The 22,794-nt window shown below is 69.8% G+C and carries 25 protein-coding genes; 6 read left to right on the top strand and 19 right to left on the bottom strand.

Translation table 11 applies throughout. The annotated features are described in order from the left end of the window. Positions 1-2: 2 nt before the first annotated feature. The 5 genes from H8N03_RS22480 to H8N03_RS22460 form a co-directional block, all read right to left on the bottom strand. A complete protein-coding gene (locus tag H8N03_RS22480; protein ID WP_187078473.1) occupies positions 3-707 on the bottom strand; it encodes an ABC transporter ATP-binding protein in 705 nt (234 codons plus the stop codon). After that, entirely contained in the window at positions 700-1,491 is a 792-nt protein-coding gene (locus H8N03_RS22475; protein ID WP_187078472.1) for an ABC transporter ATP-binding protein, read from the bottom strand. Before H8N03_RS22475 ends, H8N03_RS22480 begins: the two co-directional genes overlap by 8 nt. Beyond that, positions 1,488-2,453, bottom strand: coding sequence for a branched-chain amino acid ABC transporter permease (locus H8N03_RS22470; protein WP_187078471.1), 966 nt, complete (start codon positions 2,451-2,453; stop codon positions 1,488-1,490). The genes H8N03_RS22475 and H8N03_RS22470 overlap by 4 nt, the downstream gene beginning before the upstream one ends. Further along, complete coding sequence (locus tag H8N03_RS22465) at positions 2,450-3,313, bottom strand: branched-chain amino acid ABC transporter permease (RefSeq protein ID WP_187078470.1); 864 nt, start codon at positions 3,311-3,313, stop codon at positions 2,450-2,452. The genes H8N03_RS22470 and H8N03_RS22465 overlap by 4 nt, the downstream gene beginning before the upstream one ends. A gap of 104 nt (positions 3,314-3,417) precedes the next feature. Beyond that, positions 3,418-4,590 (bottom strand): ABC transporter substrate-binding protein, encoded by a 1,173-nt coding sequence (locus tag H8N03_RS22460; protein WP_187078469.1) that lies wholly within the window; start codon positions 4,588-4,590, stop codon positions 3,418-3,420. Between the two features lie 242 nt (positions 4,591-4,832). Between H8N03_RS22460 and H8N03_RS22455 the strand changes: the two genes are divergently transcribed. Continuing rightward, entirely contained in the window at positions 4,833-5,978 is a 1,146-nt protein-coding gene (locus H8N03_RS22455; protein WP_187078468.1) for an ABC transporter substrate-binding protein, read from the top strand. A 106-nt stretch (positions 5,979-6,084) separates the two neighbouring features. Here the strand turns inward: H8N03_RS22455 and H8N03_RS22450 are convergent, their stop codons facing one another. Continuing rightward, a complete protein-coding gene (locus H8N03_RS22450) occupies positions 6,085-6,843 on the bottom strand; it encodes a GntR family transcriptional regulator (RefSeq protein ID WP_187078467.1) in 759 nt (252 codons plus the stop codon). Between the two features lie 179 nt (positions 6,844-7,022). Here H8N03_RS22450 and H8N03_RS22445 point away from each other — a divergent pair, with 179 nt between their 5' ends. The 5 genes from H8N03_RS22445 to H8N03_RS22425 all read left to right on the top strand — a co-directional run bounded on the left by H8N03_RS22445 (position 7,023) and on the right by H8N03_RS22425 (position 12,437). Beyond that, positions 7,023-8,066, top strand: a complete 1,044-nt coding sequence (locus H8N03_RS22445; RefSeq protein WP_187078466.1) for an aromatic ring-hydroxylating dioxygenase subunit alpha — start codon at positions 7,023-7,025, stop codon at positions 8,064-8,066. Position 8,067: 1 nt separating this feature from the next. After that, complete coding sequence (locus tag H8N03_RS22440) at positions 8,068-9,024, top strand: PDR/VanB family oxidoreductase (protein WP_187078465.1); 957 nt, start codon at positions 8,068-8,070, stop codon at positions 9,022-9,024. A gap of 135 nt (positions 9,025-9,159) precedes the next feature. Continuing rightward, positions 9,160-10,272 carry a 5-methyltetrahydropteroyltriglutamate--homocysteine S-methyltransferase gene (locus tag H8N03_RS22435; protein ID WP_187078464.1) on the top strand — a complete coding sequence of 371 codons (1,113 nt, stop codon included), beginning with the start codon at positions 9,160-9,162 and terminating at the stop codon, positions 10,270-10,272. 61 nt (positions 10,273-10,333) lie between these two features. Beyond that, a complete protein-coding gene (locus H8N03_RS22430; RefSeq protein ID WP_187078463.1) occupies positions 10,334-11,386 on the top strand; it encodes a response regulator transcription factor in 1,053 nt (350 codons plus the stop codon). 55 nt (positions 11,387-11,441) lie between these two features. Beyond that, a complete protein-coding gene (locus H8N03_RS22425; RefSeq protein WP_222623106.1) occupies positions 11,442-12,437 on the top strand; it encodes a Vgb family protein in 996 nt (331 codons plus the stop codon). Here the strand turns inward: H8N03_RS22425 and H8N03_RS22420 are convergent. From H8N03_RS22420 to H8N03_RS22360, 13 genes are all read right to left on the bottom strand, one after another. After that, a complete protein-coding gene (locus H8N03_RS22420) occupies positions 12,434-13,246 on the bottom strand; it encodes a class I SAM-dependent methyltransferase (protein ID WP_187078462.1) in 813 nt (270 codons plus the stop codon). The genes H8N03_RS22425 and H8N03_RS22420 overlap by 4 nt on opposite strands. Positions 13,247-13,299: 53 nt before the next feature. Beyond that, the gene (locus H8N03_RS22415; RefSeq protein ID WP_187078461.1) at positions 13,300-13,563 is read right to left on the bottom strand and encodes a hypothetical protein; all 264 of its coding nucleotides are present in this window, start codon (positions 13,561-13,563) and stop codon (positions 13,300-13,302) included. A gap of 20 nt (positions 13,564-13,583) precedes the next feature. Further along, positions 13,584-14,072 (bottom strand): GFA family protein, encoded by a 489-nt coding sequence (locus H8N03_RS22410; protein WP_435531680.1) that lies wholly within the window; start codon positions 14,070-14,072, stop codon positions 13,584-13,586. 106 nt (positions 14,073-14,178) lie between these two features. Continuing rightward, on the bottom strand, positions 14,179-14,370 hold the full coding sequence (locus H8N03_RS22405) for a hypothetical protein (protein WP_187078460.1): 192 nt from the start codon (positions 14,368-14,370) through the stop codon (positions 14,179-14,181). After that, entirely contained in the window at positions 14,367-14,768 is a 402-nt protein-coding gene (locus H8N03_RS22400) for a DUF1801 domain-containing protein (RefSeq protein WP_187078459.1), read from the bottom strand. The genes H8N03_RS22405 and H8N03_RS22400 overlap by 4 nt, the downstream gene beginning before the upstream one ends. Before the next feature lie 6 nt (positions 14,769-14,774). Continuing rightward, the gene (locus tag H8N03_RS22395) at positions 14,775-15,176 is read right to left on the bottom strand and encodes a cupin domain-containing protein (RefSeq protein ID WP_222623105.1); all 402 of its coding nucleotides are present in this window, start codon (positions 15,174-15,176) and stop codon (positions 14,775-14,777) included. Next, entirely contained in the window at positions 15,173-16,075 is a 903-nt protein-coding gene (locus H8N03_RS22390; RefSeq protein ID WP_187078458.1) for an SDR family oxidoreductase, read from the bottom strand. The genes H8N03_RS22395 and H8N03_RS22390 overlap by 4 nt, the downstream gene beginning before the upstream one ends. A 61-nt stretch (positions 16,076-16,136) precedes the next feature. Continuing rightward, positions 16,137-17,162: a hypothetical protein gene (locus H8N03_RS22385; RefSeq protein WP_187078457.1), complete on the bottom strand. Its 1,026-nt coding sequence runs from the start codon at positions 17,160-17,162 to the stop codon at positions 16,137-16,139. 1 nt (position 17,163) lies between these two features. Then, entirely contained in the window at positions 17,164-17,400 is a 237-nt protein-coding gene (locus tag H8N03_RS22380) for an RNA recognition motif domain-containing protein (RefSeq protein ID WP_187078456.1), read from the bottom strand. A gap of 13 nt (positions 17,401-17,413) precedes the next feature. Further along, positions 17,414-18,193 (bottom strand): enoyl-ACP reductase FabI, encoded by a 780-nt coding sequence (gene fabI / locus H8N03_RS22375; protein ID WP_187078455.1) that lies wholly within the window; start codon positions 18,191-18,193, stop codon positions 17,414-17,416. Then, entirely contained in the window at positions 18,190-19,389 is a 1,200-nt protein-coding gene (locus tag H8N03_RS22370; RefSeq protein ID WP_187078454.1) for an acetate/propionate family kinase, read from the bottom strand. Before H8N03_RS22370 ends, fabI begins: the two co-directional genes overlap by 4 nt. A 10-nt stretch (positions 19,390-19,399) precedes the next feature. Then, positions 19,400-20,338, bottom strand: coding sequence for a phosphate acetyltransferase (locus tag H8N03_RS22365; RefSeq protein WP_187078453.1), 939 nt, complete (start codon positions 20,336-20,338; stop codon positions 19,400-19,402). After that, positions 20,335-22,698: a DUF3141 domain-containing protein gene (locus H8N03_RS22360; RefSeq protein ID WP_187078452.1), complete on the bottom strand. Its 2,364-nt coding sequence runs from the start codon at positions 22,696-22,698 to the stop codon at positions 20,335-20,337. The genes H8N03_RS22365 and H8N03_RS22360 overlap by 4 nt, the downstream gene beginning before the upstream one ends. Between the last annotated feature and the right edge of the window lie 96 nt (positions 22,699-22,794).

Here is a 22,794-nt window from a genome sequence, read left to right as displayed (position 1 = left end):
CCTTATCGTGCCACGCCCAGGAGCCGGTCGAGGAGCTCGGGCGCGGTGCGCAGGGCGGCGGCGGTATCGGAATGCACGACGGTGCCGTGGTCCAGCACGATCGCCCGGTCGGAGATCGCGAGGATCGCCTGCGGATGCTGCTCCACGATGATGGCCGACAGGCCCTCCTCGCGCGTGATGCGCGCGATCGCCTTGAGCAGCTCCGCCACGATGATGGGCGCGAGGCCTTCCAGCGGCTCGTCCAGCAGCAGCAGCTTCGGGTTCACGACGAGGGCGCGGCCCACGGCCAGCATCTGCTGCTCGCCACCGGAGAGCTGCGTGCCCAGGTTGGTCTTGCGCTCGGCGAGGCGCGGGAACATCTCGTACACGCGCTCGGGCGTCCACTTGCCCGGACGCGCGACGGCCGTGAGGTTCTCGTGCACCGTCAGCGACTTGAAGATGTTGCGCTCCTGCGGTACCCAGCCGATGCCGGCGGCGGCCCGCTGGTACGACGCCAGCTTGTGCAGGGCGGCGCCGCCGAGCGTGATCGTGCCGCCATGCTGGCGCGTCGCGCCCGCGAGCGTGTTGATCAGCGTGGTCTTGCCGGTGCCGTTGCGCCCGAGGAGCGCGAGCGTCTGGCCTTCGCCGAGGGCGAAGGACACGTTGTTCAGGACCACCGCCTCGCCGTAGCCGGCGCTGAGCTGGTCGACTTTCAGCAGGTCAGACATGGGGCTGCGGCTCCGTCGGCAGGCGTTCGTTGATCTCGTCCCCGTGGCCCAGGTACACGGCCTTCACCTCGGGGTTGGCCGCGATCTCCCCGGGCGAGCCCTCGGTGAGCACGGCGCCGTTCACGAGCACGGTCATGCGGTTGGCGAAGCTGAAGACGAGGTCCATGTCGTGTTCGATCAGCAGCACGGACACGTCGGCCGGCAGCGCGGCGACGGTCTGCAGCAGCTCCTCGCGCTCGCCGGCCGGCACGCCGGCGACGGGCTCGTCGAGCAGCAGCACGCGCGGTTCGCAGGCGAGCGCGATCGCGATCTCCAGCAGGCGGCGCTTGCCGTAGGCGAGGTGTTCGGTCTTCTGCGTGGCGACTTCGCCCAGGTGGAACTGCTCCAGCAGCTGCTGCGCGCGGTCAGCGACCGCGGCGTTGCTGCCGAGGGACTTCCACCAGCGCGCGCCCAGCCCGCGCTGCTGCGACACCACGAGCGCCAGCGTCTCCAGCGGCGTCATCGACGCGAACAGCTGGTTGATCTGGAAGGTGCGCACCATGCCGCGCCGCACGCGCTGGTGCGGCGCGAGGCGGCTGATGTCCTGCCCTTCCAGCGTGATGCTGCCCGCGGTGGGCTCCAGCACGCCGGTGAGCAGGTTGATCAGCGTGGTCTTGCCGGCGCCGTTGGGGCCGATCAGCGCGTGGCGCGCGCCGCGCGCGAGGTTGAGGGTGACGTTGTTCGTCGCGGTGATGCCGCCGAACTTCTTCACCAGGCCCTGGCAGGAAAGCACGATGTCGCTCATGCCCTTGCTCCCTTGAACCAGGTCCACGGCTTCAGCAGGCGGTCACGCCCGACGATCACGAGGACGACGAGGAACAGGCCGATCCAGAACATCCAGTACTGCGGCGTGATGTTGGACAGCACGTCGCGGATCGCCATGAACACGACGGCGCCGATGATGCCGCCGTACAGCCAGCCGATGCCGCCGATCACCACCATCAGCATCACGTCGGCGGAGCGGTCGAAGGACAGCGCTTCCATCGACACGTAGCCGGAGGTCAGCGTGAAGGCCGCGCCCGCTGCGCCGGCGATGGCCGCCGCCACGGTGTAGATCGCGACCAGCCGCGCGTGCACCGGCACGCCGATAGCCATCGCGCGCAGGCGGTTGTCGCGGATGGACTTCAGCGTGGCGCCGAAGGGCGAGTTCACGATCACGCGCGAGATGAGGAAGAACAGCAGCAGCAGCGTGAGCGAGAAGTACGAGGCCGTGCGGCCGTCGAAGCCGAACTCGAACTGGCCCAGCACCGGGGCGATGGTCAGGCCCTGGATGCCGTCGGTGCCGCCGGTCAGCCAGTCCAGCTTGTTGGCCAGTTCCAGCAGGATCAGCGCGAGGCCCAGCGTCACCATCAGGCGCGTGAGGTCGGTGCCGCGCAGGATGGAGAAGCTGGCCACCAGCCCGAGCACCGCGCTCGCGGCCATGGCGGCCAACAGGCCGAGGTGCGGGTCCGGGCTCACGTGCTTGGCGAAGAGCGCGGCGGCGTAGGCCCCCAGGCCGAAGAACGCCGCGTGGCCCAGCGACACGATGCCGGCGTAGCCGAGGACGAGGTCCAGCGAGATCGCGAACAGCGCCCAGATCGCGGTCTCGTTGATCAGGGGCGCCTGCGCCGGGAACAGCACGGGCGCGGCGAAGGCGGCGAGCCACAGCACGGGCTCCCACCACTTCATGCGCGTCGCGCGCAGCAGGTTGGTCTGGGGGACGCTCATGCCTTCCCCCCTTGCCGCACGAACAGGCCGTTCGGCCGCCACAGCAGGATGACGATCATCAGGCTGTACACGATGAAGGCGCCCATCTTCGGGATGTAGTACTTGCCGGCCACGTCGGCGATGCCGAGCAGCAGCGCGGCAAGCAGCGGGCCCGTGATCGACGACGTGCCGCCCACGGCCACGACGATCAGGAAATAGATCATGAACTTGAGCGGGAAGGTCGGGTCCATGCCCAGCACCTCGGCGCCGAGCGCGCCACCCAGGCCCGCGAGGCCGGAGCCGAAGGCGAAGGTGGAGAGGAACACCACGTTGACGTTGATGCCCATGCCGGCGGCGACGCGCTGGTCGTCCACCGAGGCGCGCAGGCGGCTGCCGAAGCGCGTCTTCGCCAGGATGTACTGCAGGGCGACGGTCAGCGCCGCGCACACCGCGATGATGAACAGGCGGTAGTGGCCCATGCCCAGCGCACCGATCTCCGTGCGGCCCTTGAGCCACTCCGGCAGCTGCATGATCTGCTGCGTGGAGCCGATGTAGTAGTCCACGGCGGCGACGGACATGAACACGAGGCCGATGGAGAACAGCACCTGGTCCAGGTGGGGCTTGTGGTACAGGGGGCGGTACAGCGTGCGTTCGAGCACCGCGCCCAGCAGCGCCGCGCCCAGGAAGGCGAGCGGCAGGCAGACCAGGAAGGGCACGTCGAGGCGCTGCATCAGCAGCACGGTGATGTAGCCGCCCGCCATGGCGAACGCACCGTGGGCCAGGTTGATGAAGTTCATCAGGCCCATGGTGACGGCCAGGCCGACCGCCAGCACGAACAGCAGCATGCCGTAGGCGATGCCGTCGAAGAGGATGGTGAGCATGTCTTGAGGGGTTAGGGCCTAGGGGCTAGGGGTTAGGGAGGGAACCGTTGTTCCCCTAGTCCCTAGCCCCTAGCCCCTAGCCCCTGCGGCGCTGCGCGCCGCGGTCACTTCGTCTTGCCCGGGTCCTTCACGTCCTTGATGACGTCGAACTCCACGTTCCAGAGGGCGCCGTTCTTCTTCTCCACCTTGCGCAGGTAGATGTTCTGGGTGATGTCGCGGGTCTGCGCGTCGATCAGCACCGGGCCGCGCGGGCTCTCGAACATCATGCCCTTCATGGCGCCGACGAGCGCTTCGCCGCCGCCCTTGCCGCCGGTCTTCTTCAGCGCTTCGTAGATGATGCGCATGCCGTCGTAGCCGCCCACGGCCATGAAGTTCGGGCGCAGGCCCTTGTTGGCCTTCTCGAAGGCTTCCACGAACTTCTTGTTCGCGGCCGACGGGTGGAAGGTGGAGTAGTGGTGCGAGGTGACCACGCCCAGGGCGACGTCGCCCATGTCGTTCAGCTGGTCGTCGTCGGTGATGTCGCCGGTGCCGATCAGGCGGATGCCGGCCTTGTCCATGCCGCGCTCGCCGAACTGCTTCATCAGCGCCGCGCCCGCGCCCGAGGGCGTGAACACGAACAGCGCGTCGGGCTTCAGGTCACGCACCTTCTGCAGGAAGGGGGCGAAGTCCGGGTTCATCAGCGGCACGCGCAGCGACTCGGTGATCTTGCCGCCGTTGAACAGGAAGCGGTCCTTGAAGAACTTCTCGGCGTCGATGCCCGGGCCGTAGTCGGACACCAGGGTCACGACGTTCTTGATGCCGTTCTTCGGCGCCCAGTCGGCCATCGCGACCGCGGCCTGCGGCAGCGTGAAGCTGCTGCGCACGATCAGCGGCGAGGCTTCGGTGATGCTGGAGGTGGCCGCGGCCATCACGACCAGCGGGGTCTTGGACTGGGTCGCGATCGGCGCGACGGCCAGCGCGGAGGGCGTGATGCCCATGCCGGCGAGCACGTTCACCTTGTCGTTCACCACCAGTTCCTGCGCGAGGCGGCGGGTGTTGGCGGGCACCGACGCGTCGTCCTTGACGATCAGCTGCACCTTCTTGCCGGCGACGGTGTCGCCGTTCTGCGCCATCCACAGCTTGGCGGCGGCCTCGATCTGGCGGCCGGTGGTGGCCTGCTGGCCCGTCATCGGCAGGATCAGGCCGATCTTGAACACGTTGTCCTGCGCCAGGCTCAGGCCGCTGGCGCCCAGCAGCGCGAGGGCCGCGGCGGTCTGGAGAAGGGTTCTCTTGTGCATGGCGTGGGGTCTCCTTGGTTGATTGGCAGCAGGCACGTGCGAGGCTGCCTGCGGAAAAAGCGTGCGGTGCGCATTCTGAGGGGCAGAACCGCGGACGCAAACCTCGAGGCGGTCTAGCAGTTATGAGCCTTTGCGATAACGAACCGCGAGTTATTTCACACGAATGTGAAGCAACCGCTTGCCGTTACAGGTCGACACAACTACCATCCGGCCGAGTTCCAGTGTCTTAGGGAGTATTGCTCATGCCGCGTTACGCATCCGTCTCAAGCCTCGCCCGCGCCGTCCTGCTGTCGTTCGCACTGGCCGCAGGCACGACCGCCGGGGCCCAGGAGATCACGCTGGGCCAGGTCGGCCCGTTCACGGTCATCCCGGTGCCGGATGCGCCGGAGATCAACGCCGGCATCCAGGCGTACCTGAAGCAGGCGAACGCGACGGGTGGCGTGCGCGGCAGCAAGCTGGGCTTCTTCTCGATGGACGACCGCTATTCCGGCGAAGGCTTCGTCGAGCAGTTCGGCAAGGCCATGGAGAAGCGGCCGGTCGCCCTGCTCTCGCCCATCGGCTCCGCCGCGATGAGCGAGATGTACAAGCAGAAGCTGCTGGACAAGTCGGACGTCGTGATCATGAACGTGATCCCCGGCGCCGAGAGCCTGCGCAACCCCGGGCATCCGCGCGTGTTCCACATCCGCGCCGGCGACCGGCAGCAGATCGAGAAGATCGTCCACCACGCCAAGACGCTCGGCACCACGCGCATGGCCGTGCTGTACCAGGACCTGGTGATCGGCACCTCGGGCTTCGCGATGGCGGAGCAGGCGGCCAAGGCCGAAGGCTTCCCCCAGTTCAACGGCGTGAAGTCGGCCCCGGACGCCGCCGGCCTGGCCGCCGCGGCCGAACAGGTGAAGAAGCTGGAGCCGCAGGCCGTGCTGGTCGTGGGCGCCCCGCGCTTCATGGGCGACGGCGTCGCGGCCCTGCGCAAGGCGGGCGTGTCGCAGTCGCTGTTCGTGCTGTCGTACGTGCCGGCCGGCATGCTGGTGAAGCTGGCAGGCCCCGAGGGCGCGCGCGGCGTGGGCATCGCGCAGACCTTCCCGAACCCGAACGGCATCACGCTGCCGATCCAGCGCGAATTCCAGGCCGCCATGAAGGCGGCCCATCCGGACCTCAAGAACTACACGCCCTTCCACCTCGAGGGCTACCTGTCCGCGCGCACGGTGGCCGAGGCCATCAAGCGCAGCAAGGACAAGGACGTCACCCCGGCCACGCTGGAAAAGGCGCTGCGCACCGCCGGCGAGATGGACTTCGGCGGCTATCGCGTGGACTTCACCAAGGGCAACGTGGGAAGCAGCTGGGTGGACATCGGGGTGGTGACGGCGGAAGGGAAGATCCGGTACTGATCTTCGGTGGGGTTCGCTTCGCTCACCACCACCCTACAAGGCCGGAGTCCTGTAGGGTGGCGCGGCGACAGCCGCGGACGGTGAGCGACAGCGAACCCCACCGTCGTCATCGCTGCCGGATCAACCGCACCCCCGGCATCCGGTGCAGCCCTTCCGCCTGCACCGCCTCCCGCAGGTTGCGCTGCGCGATGCGCGAATGCTCGCGCATGATCGCCTCGGCCCGGGCGCCTTCGCGGCGCTCCACGGCGTCGAGCACCTGCCGGTGCTGGTCCTGCGCGACGATCAGCATGTCGCGCGCCCGCGGTGAATTGGCCTGCACCACGACGAAGCCCGACGGCGAGGCGAACGGCAGGTTCACCACCCGCTCCAGCTCGCGGGCGAGCACCGGGCTCGCGGCCATCTCCGCCAGCAGCACGTGGAAGCGCTGGTTCAGCGCCACGTAGCGGGTGAAGGCTTCGTCGTCCAGCGCGGGCTGCTGCAGCACCGCGTCGATTTCGCCGAGGCAGGCGCGCGCGTCCGCGAGCACCACCGGGGCCACGCCGCGCTCGGCGGCCAGCCGCGCCGACAGGCCTTCCATCGTGCCGCGCAGCTCGATGGCATCGGACACGTCGCGTTCGGAGAAGGTGCGCACGGCATAGCCGCCGTTGGGGAGCGCCTCCAGCAGGCCCTCCTGCTCCAGGCGCATCAGCGCGGCGCGGATCGGCGTGCGCGACACGCCCAGGCGTTCCACCAGCGTGAGCTCGGCGATGCGCGTGCCGCCGGGCAGCTCGCCGGCCAGGATCATCTCCCGCAGGCGCAACTGGGCCTTCACCGCCTGCGAACCGCCGGATTCGTCCGTGGGGGAGGCGGGCATCCTGGCGCTCATGCTGAGGTTCCTGTATACATTCGACCGAGATTAACCGCGGGCCATGCGGGCGTCAATCCACCTTCGCCAGAGGCAGACCGCGGCGCGCGAACGCGCTTGTCGGCCGATCCCTGTATACAACCGGTATCCCGTGACGTATCATCACGGCCACTTTTCCCCAACCCTGCCGGACCCCGCCCATGTTTCCCAAGAACGCCTGGTACGTCGCCTGCATGCCGGACGAGATCGACGACAAGCCTCTCGGCCGCACCATCTGCAACGAGAAGATCGCCTTCTACCGCCAATCCGACGGCAAGGTGGCGGCCGTCGAGGACTTCTGCCCGCACCGCGGCGCGCAGCTCTCGCTCGGCTACGTCTGCGAGGGCAACCTGGTCTGCGGCTACCACGGCCTGGTGATGGGCTGCGACGGCAAGACCGTCGCCATGCCCGGCCAGCGCGTGCAGGGTTTCCCGAAGATCAAGTCCTTCCCGGTCATCGAGCGCTACGGCTTCGTGTGGGTGTGGCCCGGCGACGCGGCGCAGGCCGATCCCGCCAAGCTGCACCACCTGGCGTGGGCCGAGAGCCCGGACTGGGCGTACGGCGGTGGCCTGTACCACATCCACTGCGACTACCGCCTCATGGTCGACAACCTGATGGACCTCACGCACGAGACCTACGTGCACACCGGCAGCATCGGCCAGAAGGAAATCGACGAGACGCCGGTCACCACGAAGACCGAGGGCGACCACGTGATCACCAGCCGCTTCATGCAGAACGTGATGGCGCCTCCCTTCTGGAAGGCCAACCTGCGCGGCAACGGCCTGCCCGACGACCAGCCGGTGGACCGCTGGCAGGTCTGCCACTTCTATCCGCCGTCGCACATCATGATCGAGGTGGGCGTGGCGCTCGCCGGCAAGGGCGGCTACGACGCCGACCCGAAGTTCAAGGCGTCCAGCATCGTCGTGGACTTCCTCACGCCCGAGACCGAGACCTCCATGTGGTACTTCTGGGGCATGGCGCGCAACTTCAACGTGAAGGACACCAACCTGACCGCGCAGATCCGCGACGGCCAGGCGAAGGTGTTCTCCGAGGACACCGCGGTGCTGGAGGCGCAGCAGAAGAACCTGCTGAAGTACCCCGAGCGCAAGCTGCTGATGCTGAACATCGACGCGGGCGGCGTGCAGTCGCGCCGCATCATCGACCGCCTCATCGCCGCCGAACAACCCCAGAAGCAGGCCGCCTGACATGACCCAGATCGCAGTCAAGGTCGCCCGCAGGAAGCAGGAAGCGCAGGACATCGCCAGCTTCGAGCTGGTGAAGCCGGACGGCTCCGCCCTGCCCGGCTTCAGCGCCGGCTCGCACATCGACGTGCAGGTGCCCGGCGGGCTCACGCGCCAGTATTCGCTGTGCAACGACGCGGCGGAGCAGCACCGCTACCGCATCGCCGTGCTGCGCGACCCCGCCTCGCGCGGCGGCTCGCGCGGCATGCACGACGCGGTGAACGAGGGCGACACGCTCCTGATCAGCGAGCCGCGCAACCACTTCCCGCTGGTGCACGCCGAGCGCACGCTGCTGCTCGCGGGCGGCATCGGCGTGACGCCGCTCCTGTGCATGGCGCAGCGCCTGGCGAAGATCGGCGCCGAGTTCGAGATGCACTACTGCACCCGCTCGCCCTCGCGCACCGCCTTCCGCGACGAGATCGTCGCGTCCGACTGGGCCGAGCGCGTGGACTTCCACTTCGACGACGCCGACGCGGAGCAGAAGCTGCAGCTGGAGGAAGTGCTGGCCAGGCCTGCGCCCGGCACGCACGTCTACGTCTGCGGCCCCACCGGCTTCATCGACTGGGTGGTGAAGACCGCGGAGCGCCTCGGCTGGGGCAAGGACCAGGTGCACCTGGAGTACTTCGGCGCCGTGGCGCAGGACACCACGGGCGACCGCCCCTTCCAGGTGAAGGTCGCCAGCAGCGGCGCCACCTACGAGGTGGCCGCCAACGAGACCGTGGTGCAGGCGCTGCAGAAGCACGGCATCGAGATCCTCACCTCCTGCGAACAAGGCGTGTGCGGCACCTGCATCACCCGGGTGCTGCAGGGCGAGTGCGACCACCGCGACCTGTACTTCACCGACGACGAGAAGGCGAAGAACGACCAATTCACGCCCTGCTGCTCGCGGGCGAAGACGGAAGTGCTGGTGCTGGATTTGTGACGTGGATGCTGGGGTGCGCTGCGCGCAACCCAGCCTACGCAAGCCGCGTCCGTAGGCTGGGTTGCGCGCAGCGCACCCCAGCAAGACCGCCCGCCCGACCGTTTAAGATCACCGCTTCCCGAGAGAGACACCACCATGATGAAACTCCCCGCCCGCTACGACCACGTCGGCAGCTTCCTGCGCCCGAAGTACCTGCTCGAGGCCCGCGCCCAGAAGGCCCGCGGCGACATCACGCCCGAGCAGCTGCGCAAGGTGGAAGACCAGGCCATCACCGAGATCGTGAAGTTCCAGGAGGACGTGGGCCTCCAGAGCATCACGGACGGCGAGTTCCGCCGCACCTACTTCCACATCGACTTCCTGGAGCAGCTGGGCGGCGTCAAGACGGACATCCCGGTCACGATCAAGAAGCCGGACGGCACCGAGGAACTGGCCCCGCCGGTGATCCGCGTCGTCGACAAGGTGCGCCACGCCAAGGACATCCAGAAAGCCGACTTCGAGTACCTGAAGTCGCAGGTCTCCGCCGGCCGCACGCCCAAGGTGACCATCCCCTCGCCCACCATGCTGCACTTCCGCGGCGGCCGCGCGGGCATCAGCAAGGATGCCTATCCCGAGCTGGACCCGGCCTTCTACGACGACGTGGCCAAGGCCTACGGCGACGAGCTGCGCTCGCTGTACGACGCGGGCTGCCGCTACGTGCAGATGGACGACACCAACCTCGCCTACCTGTGCGACGAGAAGATGCGCGAGGCCGCCCGCCAGCGCGGCGACGACCCCAACGAGCTGCCGCACCGCTACGCGAAGTTCATCAACAAGGTCGTGGCGCAGAAGCCCGAAGGCATGCTGCTGGCCATGCACCTGTGCCGCGGCAACTTCAAGAGCACGCACGCCGCCGCCGGCAACTACGAGCCGGTCGCCGAGGCGCTGCTGACCGAGATGAACATCGACGCGTTCTTCCTGGAGTACGACGACGAGCGTTCCGGCGACTTCCGCCCCCTGCGCTACCTCAAGCCCGGCAAGACCGTCGTGCTGGGCCTGGTCACCACCAAGTTCGACCAGCTGGAAAACAAGGACGCGCTCAAGCGCCGCATCGACGAGGCCGCCAAGTACGCGCCGATGGAGCAGCTGGCCCTGTCGCCCCAGTGCGGCTTCTCCAGCACCGTGCACGGCAACAACATCCACGTGGAGGCGCAGCGCAACAAGCTGCGCCTGGTGATCGACACCGCCCGCGAGGTCTGGGGCGACAAGTAAACGTCGCCGCTGCCGGGAAAGCGCCGCCTCCGCGGCGCTTTTTTTCGTCGAGAATCGCCGCATGGCAGCTGTGTTGTTGATCGAGGACGACGAAGCGCAACGCTTCGTCGCCCGGTTCGCCCTGAAGAAGGCCGGGCACGAGGTGCGCGAGGCGGGCGACGGCGTGGAAGGCCTGCGCGTCGCCCGCGAGGAACGGCCGGACGTGATCGTCTGCGACGTGATGATGCCGGCGGTCACCGGCTACGACGTGCTCGCGCAGCTGCGCGCGGACCCCGTCCTCGCCTCCGTTCCCGTAATCCTGCTGACCGCCATGTCCGACCGCAAGCACATGCGGCAGGGCATGACGGCGGGCGCCGACGACTACCTGACCAAGCCCTACCGCCCGGACGAGCTGTGCGAGGCCGTGCTGGCCGTGCTGGCGCGCCGGCAGGTGCAGGAGGAGGCGTTCCGCAGCTCGGTGTCGGGCATCGTCGAGAGCGCGCTCGAGCGGCAGAAGGAAACCCTCGGCCGCCACTACGAGAGCCAGCTGCAGCGCGAGATCAACAAGCGCTGGACGCAGGCGCACGGCGCCACCGACCTGCACTACGCGCGCGCCTTCCTGCTGCTGGCCGACCTGATCGGCGACACGCCCGCGGAAGGCGAGACGGCGCTCGCCGAACGCGTGAAGCAGGTGCAGCAGGCCGCGCGCGACACGCTGTACCTGTTCGGGGCCACGCAGGTGCTGCCCTACGGTCCCAAGCTGATGGCGGTGTTCGCGGGCGACGCCGAGACCATGACCACGCCGGTGGAAGTGCGGGTGCTGCGCGCCGCGGTGGCCCTGGCCAAGAGCGTCCCGCGCGAACGCAAGGTGCAGGTCGCGCTGCACGCCGGGCCGGTGGCCCTGGTAGCGATGACCGACGGCCTGCACGGCGACCAGGGTCACGCCCTGGTGCCGGGCGAGGCGGTGCACGCCGTCGGCGCGCTGGAGGAAGCGGCCGCGGAGCAAGGCTGGCGCATCGCCGCCAGCGCGAGCCTGGCGAAGGCGCTCGCCGACCAGGCCATGCTCGGCCGGCACGCGCGCACGCGCCGCGGCGACGACGGCGTCGAGGTCCTGGGCATCGCACCGGCCTCTTGAGCCCGCCCCGGGGCGGCGCGCACAATGGCGCGGCGCACGCGCGAGGAGGCTTGCCATGTCCCGGTTCCCGCTGTCCCGCCGTCCGGTGCTGGCCTGGCTCGCATCGGGCGCCCTGCTCCCTTCCGTTTCGCACGCGCAGGCGAGCGGGCCCATGCAGTCGTGGAAGCTCGCCACCTCGCGGCGCACCGGCATCCACGACGTCGCGCCGGCGCCCGACGGCGGCGTCTTCTTCTCGGCGCAGGCGAGCGGGCACCTGGGCTGGTTCGAGCCGTCCACCGGCCGGACGGAATTGATCCCCCTCGGCTCCGGTTCGTCGCCGCACGGCGTGATCCAGGGGCCGGACCATGCCGCGTGGCTGACCGATGGCGGACAGAACGCGATCGTCCGCGTCGGCTGGCCCGACCGCAAGGTGAGCGTGCATCGCCTGCCGGCGGGCACGCCCTGGGCCAACCTCAACACCTGTGCCTTCGACGGCGACGGTGACCTCTGGTTCACCGGCCAGGCCGGCTACGTCGGCAAGCTGGCGGTGAAGACCAGCCAGGTCAGCGTGAAGGAGGCGCCGCGCGGCCGCGGCCCCTACGGCATCTGCACCACGCCCGCGGGCGAGGTCTGGTGGTGTTCGCTGGCCGGCTCGTTCATCGCGCACATCGACCGCAAGACGGGCGACTCGCGCATCGTGGAGCCGCCGACGCGCGGCCAGGGCGCGCGCCGCGTTTGGAGCGACAGCCGCGGCCGCATCTGGGTGAGCGAGTGGAACAGCGGCCAAGTGTCGGTGCATGACCCCGCCGCGAACAGCTGGCGGGCATGGAAGGTCCCGGGCAGCAACCCGATGATCTACGCCGTGTACGTCGACGAGCGCGACCGCGTGTGGGTGAGCGACTTCGGCGGCAACGCGGTCTGGTCGTTCGACGCGGGCGGCGAGAAGTTCGAGCGCTTCCCGCTGCCGCGCGACAGCGGCAACGTCCGGCAGATCCTGGGCCGCAAGGGCGAGGTGTGGCTGCCGGAAAGCGGGACGGAGCACATCACCGTGATCCGCACCGCTGCGGCTTAACGCCGAACACTCACCACCAGCGCCTGGATCTTTCCATCGACTTCGCCGATGCCGAAGCGCGCGGCGATCGCCTGCGTGGCCGCCTGCGTCGCCGCCAGCAGCCCCGGCCCGCCGCGCGCCTCGATCTCGTTGCGCAGCGGCGTGCCCTGGCAGTAGGCCATCGCCGGCACCTCTGGCCCGCTCGCGCAGCTGCGCTCCGTGAGCGTGACGATGTCCGGCGCCGTCGTGAAGCCGCCCTCGCCCAGGTCGCGCGCGATCGCGTGCGGGTCGTGGTAGCCGTGCGGCGTGCGCGCCATGAAGCGCGGCGGATCCTGCGGGTACAGCGGCACGAGCGCCTCCGTCACCACGTCGGCGAATTCGTTGTGCGCGATGGCGTCCCAGGCGTTGAAGAGGAGCACGCCGCCGGGACGCAGCACACGCCGCATCTCGGCGAAGGCGCGACCGCGGTCCGGGAAGAACATCACGCCGAACTGGCAGGCGACCGCGTCGAAGCTGTCGTCGTCGAACGGCAGCTGCATCGCGTCGGCCACCTGCCACTCCACCGGACGCGCCGTGCCGCGCCGCTGCGCCTCCTGCAGCATGGGCGCGTTGAGGTCGGTGGCGACGATGCGCGTCGTGGACGGCAGCGACTCGGCGAGCCGGCGCGTGACGACGCCGGTGCCGGCCGCGACCTCCAGCACATCGGCCGGCCCGAGGGGCGCGAGCCGCTGCGCGAGGTCGCGCGCGTAGGGTTCGAAGATCAGCGGCACCAGCAGCTGCTCGTACAGCTGCGGGATGGAACCGGCGAACAGGCGATCGGACTCGGCCATGGCGGCCTCCCGGGAGTGCGTCCCGGCGCGATGATACGACCGCTGCCGCGGACCTACTGCATCACGAAGACCATGCCGAAGGCGCCGACGGACAGCGTCTTGTCGCCGGCCTGCGTATACGACGCGACGCCCAGCGAGTGGTAGTTCGACGCGAACGCCTTCAGCGCGCCGACCCCGAAGACGCGTGCGACCGGGCTGCGCTCGCCCACGGCCTCCTTGATGCGCTCGCGGTGGCGCTCCGGAGAGGGGTTGAGCGCCACGGCAAGCAGCAGCGCGGCAGCGAGGGTGGCGACGGTGATCAGGGGCGTGTTGCGCATTCGGTCTCCGGTGGGCTGCTTCACGCGCGTCCGAGCAGGACGTCGCGGCGCTGCAGGCTTTCCGCCGGCCAGTACTGCCGGCGGTCGTAATACTCGGGCACCGCCGGCACGCCGGCGGGCAGTTGCACCCAGGGCTGCTTCGAGGCGGTGAAGATGTGGATGTCGGGCGGCAGCGCGTCGGGGTCGTCCAGCGTGCCCACGCGCACGAAGTGCACGCGCGGGCCGGCGCCGGCATAGTTGCTCCACACGGCGATGTGGCAACGCGGGCAGCGCGCGATGCGCTGGCCCTTGCCGCTCTCGGAAGGCGTGTCGACGACGAGGGGCTCGCCGCCGAGCACGTCGACGCGGTCCGCCTCGATCATCGCGTTCAGCGCGAAGGACGCGCCCGACTCGCGCTGGCACCACCGGCAATGGCAGCAGTGCACGAACAGCGGCGCCGTGCGCATGCGGTAGCGCACGTGGCGGCAGTCGCAGCCGCCTTCGAGGGGGAAGCGCGCAGTGTCGGTCACGGCTCGACGGTTGGGTTGCAGCGATCATCCGGCAGATCGCGGGCAGGGACAAGCCGGACGCGGCGTCGGCGCCACGGACGATGTCTCGCGGACGCCAGGCGGCTCGCTAGCCGCCGGCGAGGTTGCGGAACACGTAGCGCAGCAGCGCCGGCCAGAAGTCGCCGCTGCCGTTCTCGCGCGTGAGCGCGCTCACGTCGGCGTAGCCCTTGTGCAGGATCATGCCGACCATGCCCGCGAGCAGCAGGATGGCGATCACCTGCAGCACGGTCTTGAAGCGTTCCTCGCCGCGCTGGTTCACCGCTTCTTCGCCCTGGTGCCGGCAACGTTCAGCGTCACCGCCGCCCGGACCAGGGCCTGGAAAGCCGCAGCGTCCACCTCTTCGCCTTCGCGGATGTCGATCGCGCGCCGCGTGTTTCCCTCCAGGCTGGCGTTGAACAAGTTCGCGGGGTCGGGCAGCGACGCGCCCTTGGCGAACGTGAGCTTCACCACCGCCTTGTACGTCTCGCCGGTGCAGAGGATCCCCTCGTGCGACCACACGGGCGTGCCGCGCCACTTCACTTCTTCCACGACGTCCGGGTCGGCAGCGCGGATCAGCTGGCGCATGCGGCGCAGGGTGTCGCCACGCCAGTCGGCGAGGTCCGCGATGCGCTGGTCGATGAAGGCGGAGCCCTCCAGGGTTTCGGTTGCTTGTTTCATCTGGGATCAGGAAGCCGGGAAGGATGCCGGCCAGGGACCTTCCACGAACACCGCTTCGCCCGGGCCTGGCCACGGCGGCATCGTCACCGCCACGGCGGCCACGCCTTCGGACGGCGACGCCCGGAACTGGAAATGCGTGCCGAGGGGAATCGTGACGCAGACGCCCGGCTCGAGCACCACCGTTTCCTCGCGCGCGCCCTGCCTGCGCCACATCTCGCCGCGGCCGGAGAGGACGAACCACACCTCCTCCACCGTCCGGTGCACGACAGCCCGTGCGACCTGGCCCGCGGCCAGCTCGAAATGCGCCATGCCGCCGCCCGCGAGGCCGAGGAGCACGCGCACGTCCGAGCCATCGGGCGCGACCCCCGTGCGCTCCGCCGGAAGCTGCTGCGTGGCGAACTCGCTCACCGCTGCGCCTTGTCCTTGGCGTTCTGCGCCTCGATGCGCTCGCGCGCGGCCTGCCAGTCGGCATCGCTCCAGTCGCGCAGCTCGTAGAAGTTGCCGCCGGTGGCGAGTGCGTTGCCGCCGTCCATCATGATGCTCTGGCCCGTGAGCCAGTCGCACTGCCCCGGCGCCATCAGGAAGGCCGCGAGGTTCTGCAACTCGTCCATCTTCCCCGCGCGCGCCATCGGGTTGCGCGCCTTGCTGCGCGCGCCGGGCTCCTCGCCGGGATTGAGCCGCTTGCTCATGCCCTCGGTGGGGATCTCGCCCGGGCCCACGGCATTCAGGCGGATCCCGTGCCGGGCCCACTCCACGGCGAGCGACTTCGTCATGACGTCGATACCCGCCTTGCTCATGGCCGAAGGCACCACGTACGGACTGCCGTTGTCGACCCAGGTCGTGATGATGCTCATCACGCTGCGGCAAGGCTGCTCCGGCTTCCACTGCCCGCTGCGCGCCTCCTCGATCCAGCGCTTGCCCACTGCCTGCGTCACGTAGAAGGTGCCGTGGAAGACGATGTTCGCGATCGCGTCGAAGGCGCGCGGCGAGAGGCTCTCGGTGGGCGCGATGAAGTTGCCTGCCGCGTTGTTCACCAGGCCAGTGAGCCCGCCGCTGTCCCACAGCGCCTGGACCATCTCCTCGACCGCCTGCGCGACGCGGATGTCGACGCCGAACGTGTCGACGCGCCGGCCCGGGAAGCGCTCGCGCCACTGGGCGGCCGTCTCGTCGCACACCTGCTTCCGGCGGCCGCAGATCGCGACGTCGCCGCCCAGGGCGAGGAAATGTTCGGCCATGGCCCGGCCGAGGCCGGTACCGCCGCCGGTGACCAGGATGCGCTGGCCCGCGAACAATTGCGCTGCGTACATGGCTGCTCCCGCGGGCTGCGCCCGGTGTCGTCGGCAATGTAGCAGCGGTGCGGGCAGCCCGCTACAGGAACCGCTCCGCCCGCGCCAGCAGGTCCTGCTCCGCGGGCATCTCCGCGCGCGGGCAGCGCACGAAGGCGATCACGGCCGCGGGCCGGTCGCCGATGCGCAGCTCGGCGAGCGTCAGCGCCTCGGGCGCGTCCGCCTGCCCGGGGTCGGCCTTCACGTTCATGCGGTTCATCCGCAGCTCGGTGCGCGTGAGCGCCACGTGGCGCTCCGGATGCGCGAAGACCTCCTCGATCTGCGCGATGTAGCCGTCGAGGGTCACCAGGCTGGACTTCACCTCGATGTAGTCCTTCACGGCCGCGTCCAGCTCCCGCTTCACGTCGGCGACCTGCTGCGCGATGGTGGCGGGATCGTCGACGATGCCCTGCATGCCGTCCTGCGCCAGCTTGAGGAAGCGCAGGCGGGTCGAGAGGTACGCCTTGTGCTGTTCCTTCTTCAGGCCCTGGCGGTCGATCTCGAGGATGCGCCCGAGGGCCACCTGCGCCAGGCGCAGCACCATGCGCTTGCCGACCTCCAGCCGGGCCTGCGCCTCGTCCGCGGCCAGCCCCACGAGGCGATGGCCGGTGAAGTCGACCGTGGTCTGCGCCACGTCTTCCATCAGCATGCCGCCCTGCAGCCGCGGCGCGAACACCGTCTTCTCCTCGCGCCGCATGCCCAGGAGCGCGAACGCCTCGTGCACGCCGGGCTGCGCCGCGAAGAAGCTGCGCAACTCCTTGCTGCGGCCGAGGAACGCGGGGACGTCCTCCGCCGTGGCGAAGAACGCGTTCAGGCGGCGGTCCTCGCCCCACCGCGCGCGGGCCAGCAGCAGCGGCTCCAGCGGCGCGCGGCCCACCTCGCGCAGGCAGGCGATGGTCGTGCGGATGCAGGGCTCCAGCTTCTCGCGATAGCGCCGCTGCGCCCGCACCCGGGGCTCCACGGTGTCGACCACCAGGTCGGTCATCTCCGCGACCAGCGCCTGGTCGGGCGCTGCATCCTCGCGGCCGAAGAGCGCCGCGACCAGGCGGTCGATCAGCGCGCCGGCCACGTCACCAGTCCATCGTGGGCACCCACGCGTTGAGCGGCTTGCCCTGGTACAGGCGGCCGCGGATGCGGTTGGCCAGCTGCTCCGCGTGCGAGCGCGTGGTCTCCAGCTCGATCACCGCCGTGGGGGCGCCGCTGTCGTGCACGAGCTGGATGGCCTCCACGGGGGCGAAGGGGGAGAGGGCATCGCGGATCCCCTCCTCGTCCACGTCGTCGGGCAGGTTGCCGATCACGATGCGCATGGCATTCCCCTCCTCAGCCCATGATGTTCACGCCGCCGTCGACGTACACGGTGCCGCCGGTGATGCGGCGCGCGTATGGCGTGGCGAGGTAGGCGCAGGCGAAGCCCACGTCCATGATGTCCACCAGCTCGCCCATGGGCGAGCGGCGCTGCGCCTCGTTGAGCAGCAGGTCGAAGTCCTTGAGGCCGGACGCCGCGCGCGTCTTCAGCGGCCCCGGCGACACGGGGTGGACGCGGATGCCCTTGGCCCCGAGCTCGTAGGCCAGGTAGCGGCACGACGCTTCCAGTGCCGCCTTCACCGGCCCCATCAGGTTGTAGTTGCTCACCACCTTCTGCGCGCCGTGGTAGCTCATGGCGATCATCGTGCCACCGTCGGCCATCAGCGGTGCCGCGAGCCGCGCCATCCGCACGAAGGAGTGGCAGGAGATGTCCATGGCCTTGCAGAACCCTTCGGAGCTGCTCTCCAGCAGCCCGCCCTGCAGGTCCTCCTTGGGCGCCCACGCGAGCGAGTGCACCAGGATGTCGAGCCTGCCCCACGCCTGCGTGACGCGCTCGAACACCGCCTCGAGCTCCCCGGGCTTCGCCAGGTCGAGCGGCAGCAGCAGCGGGGCCTCGAGCTGGCGCGCCAGCGGCTCCACGTAGGTCTTCGCCTTCTCGTTGAGGTAGGTGAGCGCCACGTCGGCGCCGAGCTGCCGGAACGCGGAGGCGCAGCCCCAGGCGATGGAATGCTCGTTGGCGACGCCGGCGACCAGCGCCTTCATGCCCTTCAACGGTGGGGTGGGGATGGGTTTCATCGAACGCTCCTGCCGGATCCGGCGACCAGCGCGCGCGCGTGCCGGGCGATCATCAGTTCCTCGTTGGTGGGGACGACCCAGGCCGACGCGCGGCTGCCGGCGACGCTGATGCGCGGGCCGCCCTTCGCGTTGGCGGCGGGGTCGAGCTCCACGCCCAGCCAGGCCGCATCCGCGCAGACGCGCTCGCGGATGAAGGCCGCGTGCTCGCCGATGCCGGCGGTGAACACGATCGCGTCCAGGCCGCCCAGCGCCGCGGCCAGCGAGCCGAGCTCGCGCCGGATGCGGTAGACGTACAGGTCGATCGCGGTGCGCGCCCGCGCGTCGTCGCTCGCGAGCAGCGCGCGCATGTCGCTGGAAATGCCGGACACGCCCAGCAGCCCCGACTGCTGGTACACCAGCTTCTCGATGGCGCGCACGTCCATGCCGCGCTGGTCCATCAGGTAGAGGATGACGCCCGGGTCCACCGCGCCGCAGCGCGTGCCCATGGGCAACCCGTCGACGGCCGTGAAGCCCATGGTGCTGGCGACGCTCCTGCCGCCCTGCAGCGCGCACATGCTGGCGCCGTTGCCCAGGTGCAGCACCACGGTGCGCCCCTGCGCCGCGCGCTCGTCCACGTCGGGCAGCACGCTCGCGAGGTATTCGTAGGACAGGCCGTGGAAGCCGTAGCGCCGCACGCCCTCTGCATGGAACTGCGCCGGCAGCGCGAACATCTGCGCGACCTCCGGGTTGCCGCGGTGGAAGGAGGTGTCGAAGCACGCCACCTGCGGCAGGTCGGGCAGGCGCTGCAGCACGATGTCGATGGCCGCCAGGTTGTGCGGCTGGTGCAGCGGCGCGAGCGGCACGAAGCGGCGCAGCTGCTGCACGACGGCGGGCGTCACGCGCACGGGGGCGTCGAAGTCCATGCCGCCGTGCACCACCCGGTGGCCGATGGCCGCCAGGTTGTCCCTGCCCAGGTGCCTGCGCACGTACGGCACCAGGTGGTCCAGGGCGCCGGCGTGGCCCATCTCCACGCCTTCCGCCCAGGTGGTTTCTTCCAGCAACTCGCCGTCCTTGTCCTTCGCGATGAAGCGCGGGCGGGTGTAGAGGCCTTCGACCTGGCCGCGCAAGGTCAGTTCGAGCGCGTCGCCGCGCAGCAGGAACAGCGAGTACTTGATGCTGGACGAGCCGGCGTTGAGGACCGCAATCGCGTCTGCCATGGCCCGCTCCTTACTGCACGGCCCTGGACAGCGCCTCGCGCCGCGCATGCGCGACCAGCGAAGCGACCGCGCAGGACGCGAGCCGCGTCATCACCGAATCGGCCCGGCTGGTCAAAATGATGGGCACCTTGGCCCCGAGCACGATGCCGGCGGCATCGGCATCCGCCAGGAAGCTGAGGCTCTTGGCGAGCATGTTGCCGGCCTCGAGGTCGGGGACGATCAGCACGTTGGCGCGCCCGGCCACGGGCGAATCGATCTTCTTGATCTTCGCCGCCTTGAGGTCGATGGCGTTGTCCAGGGCCAGCGGGCCGTCGAGGATGCCGCCGGTGATCTGGCCGCGGTCGGCCATCTTGCACAGCGCCGCCGCCTCGATGGTGGACTGCACCTTCGGGTTCACCGTCTCCATTGCGGAGAGGATCGCCACGCGCGCCTCCTCGCCGCCGAGGGCGTGGATCAGGTCGATCGCGTTCTGCACGATGTGCACCTTGTCTTCCAGGGTGGGCGCGATGTTGACGGCGGCGTCGGAGATGACGAGGGGCGTGTCGTGGTTCGGCACGTCCATCACGAAGCAGTGGCTGATGCGCCGTGACGTGCGCAGCCCGCCTTCGCGGGAGACGACCGCGGCCATGAGTTCGTCGGTGTGGAGGCTGCCTTTCATCAGGCATTCGGCACGGCCTTCGCGCACGAGGCGAACGGCTTCGTCGGCCGCCGCGTGGCTGTGGGGCGCGTCGACGATCTCGTACTTCGCGATGTCGAGGTCGCCCTGCTGCGCCGCGGCGCGGATCTTGCCGGCGGGACCCACGAGGATGGGCGCGATCAGGCCCATCTTCGCGGCGTCGACGGCACCCGTGAGGGACGCGACGTCGCAGGGGTGGGCCACGGCGGTCGCCACGGCCGGGAGCGTCCTGGCCCGCGCCAGCAGGCGCTCGTAGTTCAGGTGCGAGCTCATCGCGCGGCTCCCTGCCCATGGCGGCGCCCGGGCGGGCGGCGCCCGGGCGGGGCGCGGCGCGCGCCGCCGTTGCCGCCGACGGTGGTGCGGATGCGCTCCAGCATGGCGACCTGCTCCGGCAGCGGCTTGACGCCCTGCACGCGCTTGTCGGCGAGCAGCCGCTCCAGCAGCGACAGGAAGCGGTCGCGGTCCGACTTCTCGGGCAGCAGCTGCGGCAGCGTCTCGATGGCTTTCTCGGGCTCGTAGCGCACGATCAGCTCCTGCTCGCCGCGCACCCGGCGCGCCTCGTCCAGGGACATCGCCGGAAGCAGGCCCTTGTACTCGGTCATGAGCTCCTTCTTCAGCTCCAGGCGCTCCAGCGGCAGCGGCTCGCCCTTGCGCGCCAGCAGGTAGGCTGCGCGCGCGGTGGCTTCGGCGTAGCCGCCGTGGTCGATGGACGCCAGCGCCTCCTTCACCACGGGCAGCTGCCGCGGGTCCTGCGTCGCCTCGCGCGCTCCGACGCGCGCTTCGGGACGGTCCGCGAGGTAGATCGAGAACAGGTTGCCGTACAGCTGGAAGAACTGCGCCTCGCTGAACGCATCGCGCACGGCGCGCGTGTATTCGAGCGATGCGCTGGTCAGCTGCGACATCAGCTTCTCCGCCTGCCGCGAAGGATGCTCGGCGGGCAGCGCCTTGCGCTGCTGGCGCACCATGTCCGCCGCGGGCTTGAGCCACCACGCGGCGGGGTTCAGGTCCGAGACGGCCCAGCGCTGGAAGCGCAGGGGATGGAAGTTGCGCGCCAGCTTCGCCCCGAGCTCGCTGGAGACGGCCTGCACCAGGGGACGGGCGAACAGCTCGTAGGCGCGCTGGTTGAACTCCGAGAAGGCGGCCACGGCCTCGAAGGGCTTCTCGTCGGCGCGACGGAAGCGGTTGAGGTGGGGCGTCAGGTCCTCCAGCCGCCTTTCCTCGAAGTGCACCTCGTACGCGGGCTTGCCGTCGGCGCCCTTGCGCTCGGTGATGTGCATGCCGTACAGGCCGGGCGCGAGCGCCTCGATGGATTCCATCACCTCGACGATCTGCGCATGCTCCTTCTTCGCGACCTTGCCGGACACGAAGATGCCCAGGTGTCCGATGTCCTGGTGCAGCAGGCCGACGATCACCTGCCCGCGCGCCTTGATCTCCTCGGTGCTGCCGTACACGTCGGCCACCCAGTTGAAGGCCTGTTCCGGCGGCGTGATGTTGTCGCCCATCGAGGCGAACAGGATGACCGGCACCTTCATGCCGCGCAGGTCGAAGACGCCGCCGTCGCCCGACTGCACGCCGCCCTTCCACAGCTTGTTGCCGACGAACAGGTTGCGGGTGATCCACTCGATCTCCTCGCGGTTCATCAGGTAGAAGCCGCCCCACCACCGTTCGAACTCCAGGAAGCGCGGCGGCTCGGTGTCGACGTTGGCGAAGACGTGGTAGTACTTGTCCCAGTAGGTGTTGGCGAGGTTCAGGTTCTCGAAGTTCTGCACCAGCCAGGCGCCGTCGAACTTGCCCGCGCCGAGGTCGGACGTGAGCGACGCGAGCCAGGTACCGCCCAGCATCCCGCCCGCATAGCGCATCGGGTTGTCGCCCTCGCCCTCCTCCCAGGCACCGCCCCAGTACGACATGGGCGCGCCGTTGATGACGACCGGGCCGGTGTCGTCGGGGTTGGCGCTGGCCAGCATCATCGCGGCCCAGCCGCCCTGGCAGTTGCCCACGATGGCCGGCTTGGGCGAATCCGGGTGCAGCTCGCGCACGCGCCGCACGAAGAGCTTCTCGGCGTTGCAGACGTCCAGCAGGGTCTGGCCGGGTTCCGGATCGGGGAAGAAGATGACGAAGTAGACCGGGTGGCCTTCGCGCAAGGCGACGCCGACCTGCGAGTCGTCCTTGAAGCCGCCGATGCCGGGCCCGTGGCCGGCGCGCGGATCGATGATGACGTAGGGGCGCAGCTGGTCGTCCACTTCCACGCCCTTGGGCGGCACGATGCGCACCAGCGCGTAGTTGACCGGCTGCGGCAGCCCGCGGCCGTCCATCACCATCTCGTACTGGAAGTGCAGCACCGGCGGCAGGCCGGCGCGCGTCTGCTCGACGAAGTTGTTGCCGCGCTCGCGCAGCGTGTCCCAGAACAGGACGGAGCGCTGCGCGAAATCGACGGCGTACTGGGTGGCGCCGGCGACCGCATCCCAGGGAGAAGGCGGGGCGCCGGACGCAGCGGCCGTGCCGTAGGCGTCGATCGCCTTGCGCGCGCTCTCGTGGAAGTGCTCGTGGGCGACGGCCAGGCGCTTCTGCAGCAGCTGGCCCACCTTGGCGGACAGTTCGCCGCTGCGCGACAGGTGTTGGGTGGGGTCGTTCATGGTGCTCCCGGTGCGACGCGATGCCCGGCGGCGGTCCATCCTCCGCGGGCTGGAGGCATGTTCGGGATTTGTGGCCGGGCGGGCCATCGGACCAAG

The organism is Ramlibacter cellulosilyticus (genome assembly GCF_014297465.1).
In the GTDB taxonomy this organism is placed as follows: Bacteria; Pseudomonadota; Gammaproteobacteria; order Burkholderiales; family Burkholderiaceae_C; genus Ramlibacter; species Ramlibacter cellulosilyticus.
The sequence above is the reverse complement of the archived record's forward strand: the minus strand, read 5'-3'. Positions and strand labels throughout refer to the sequence as shown.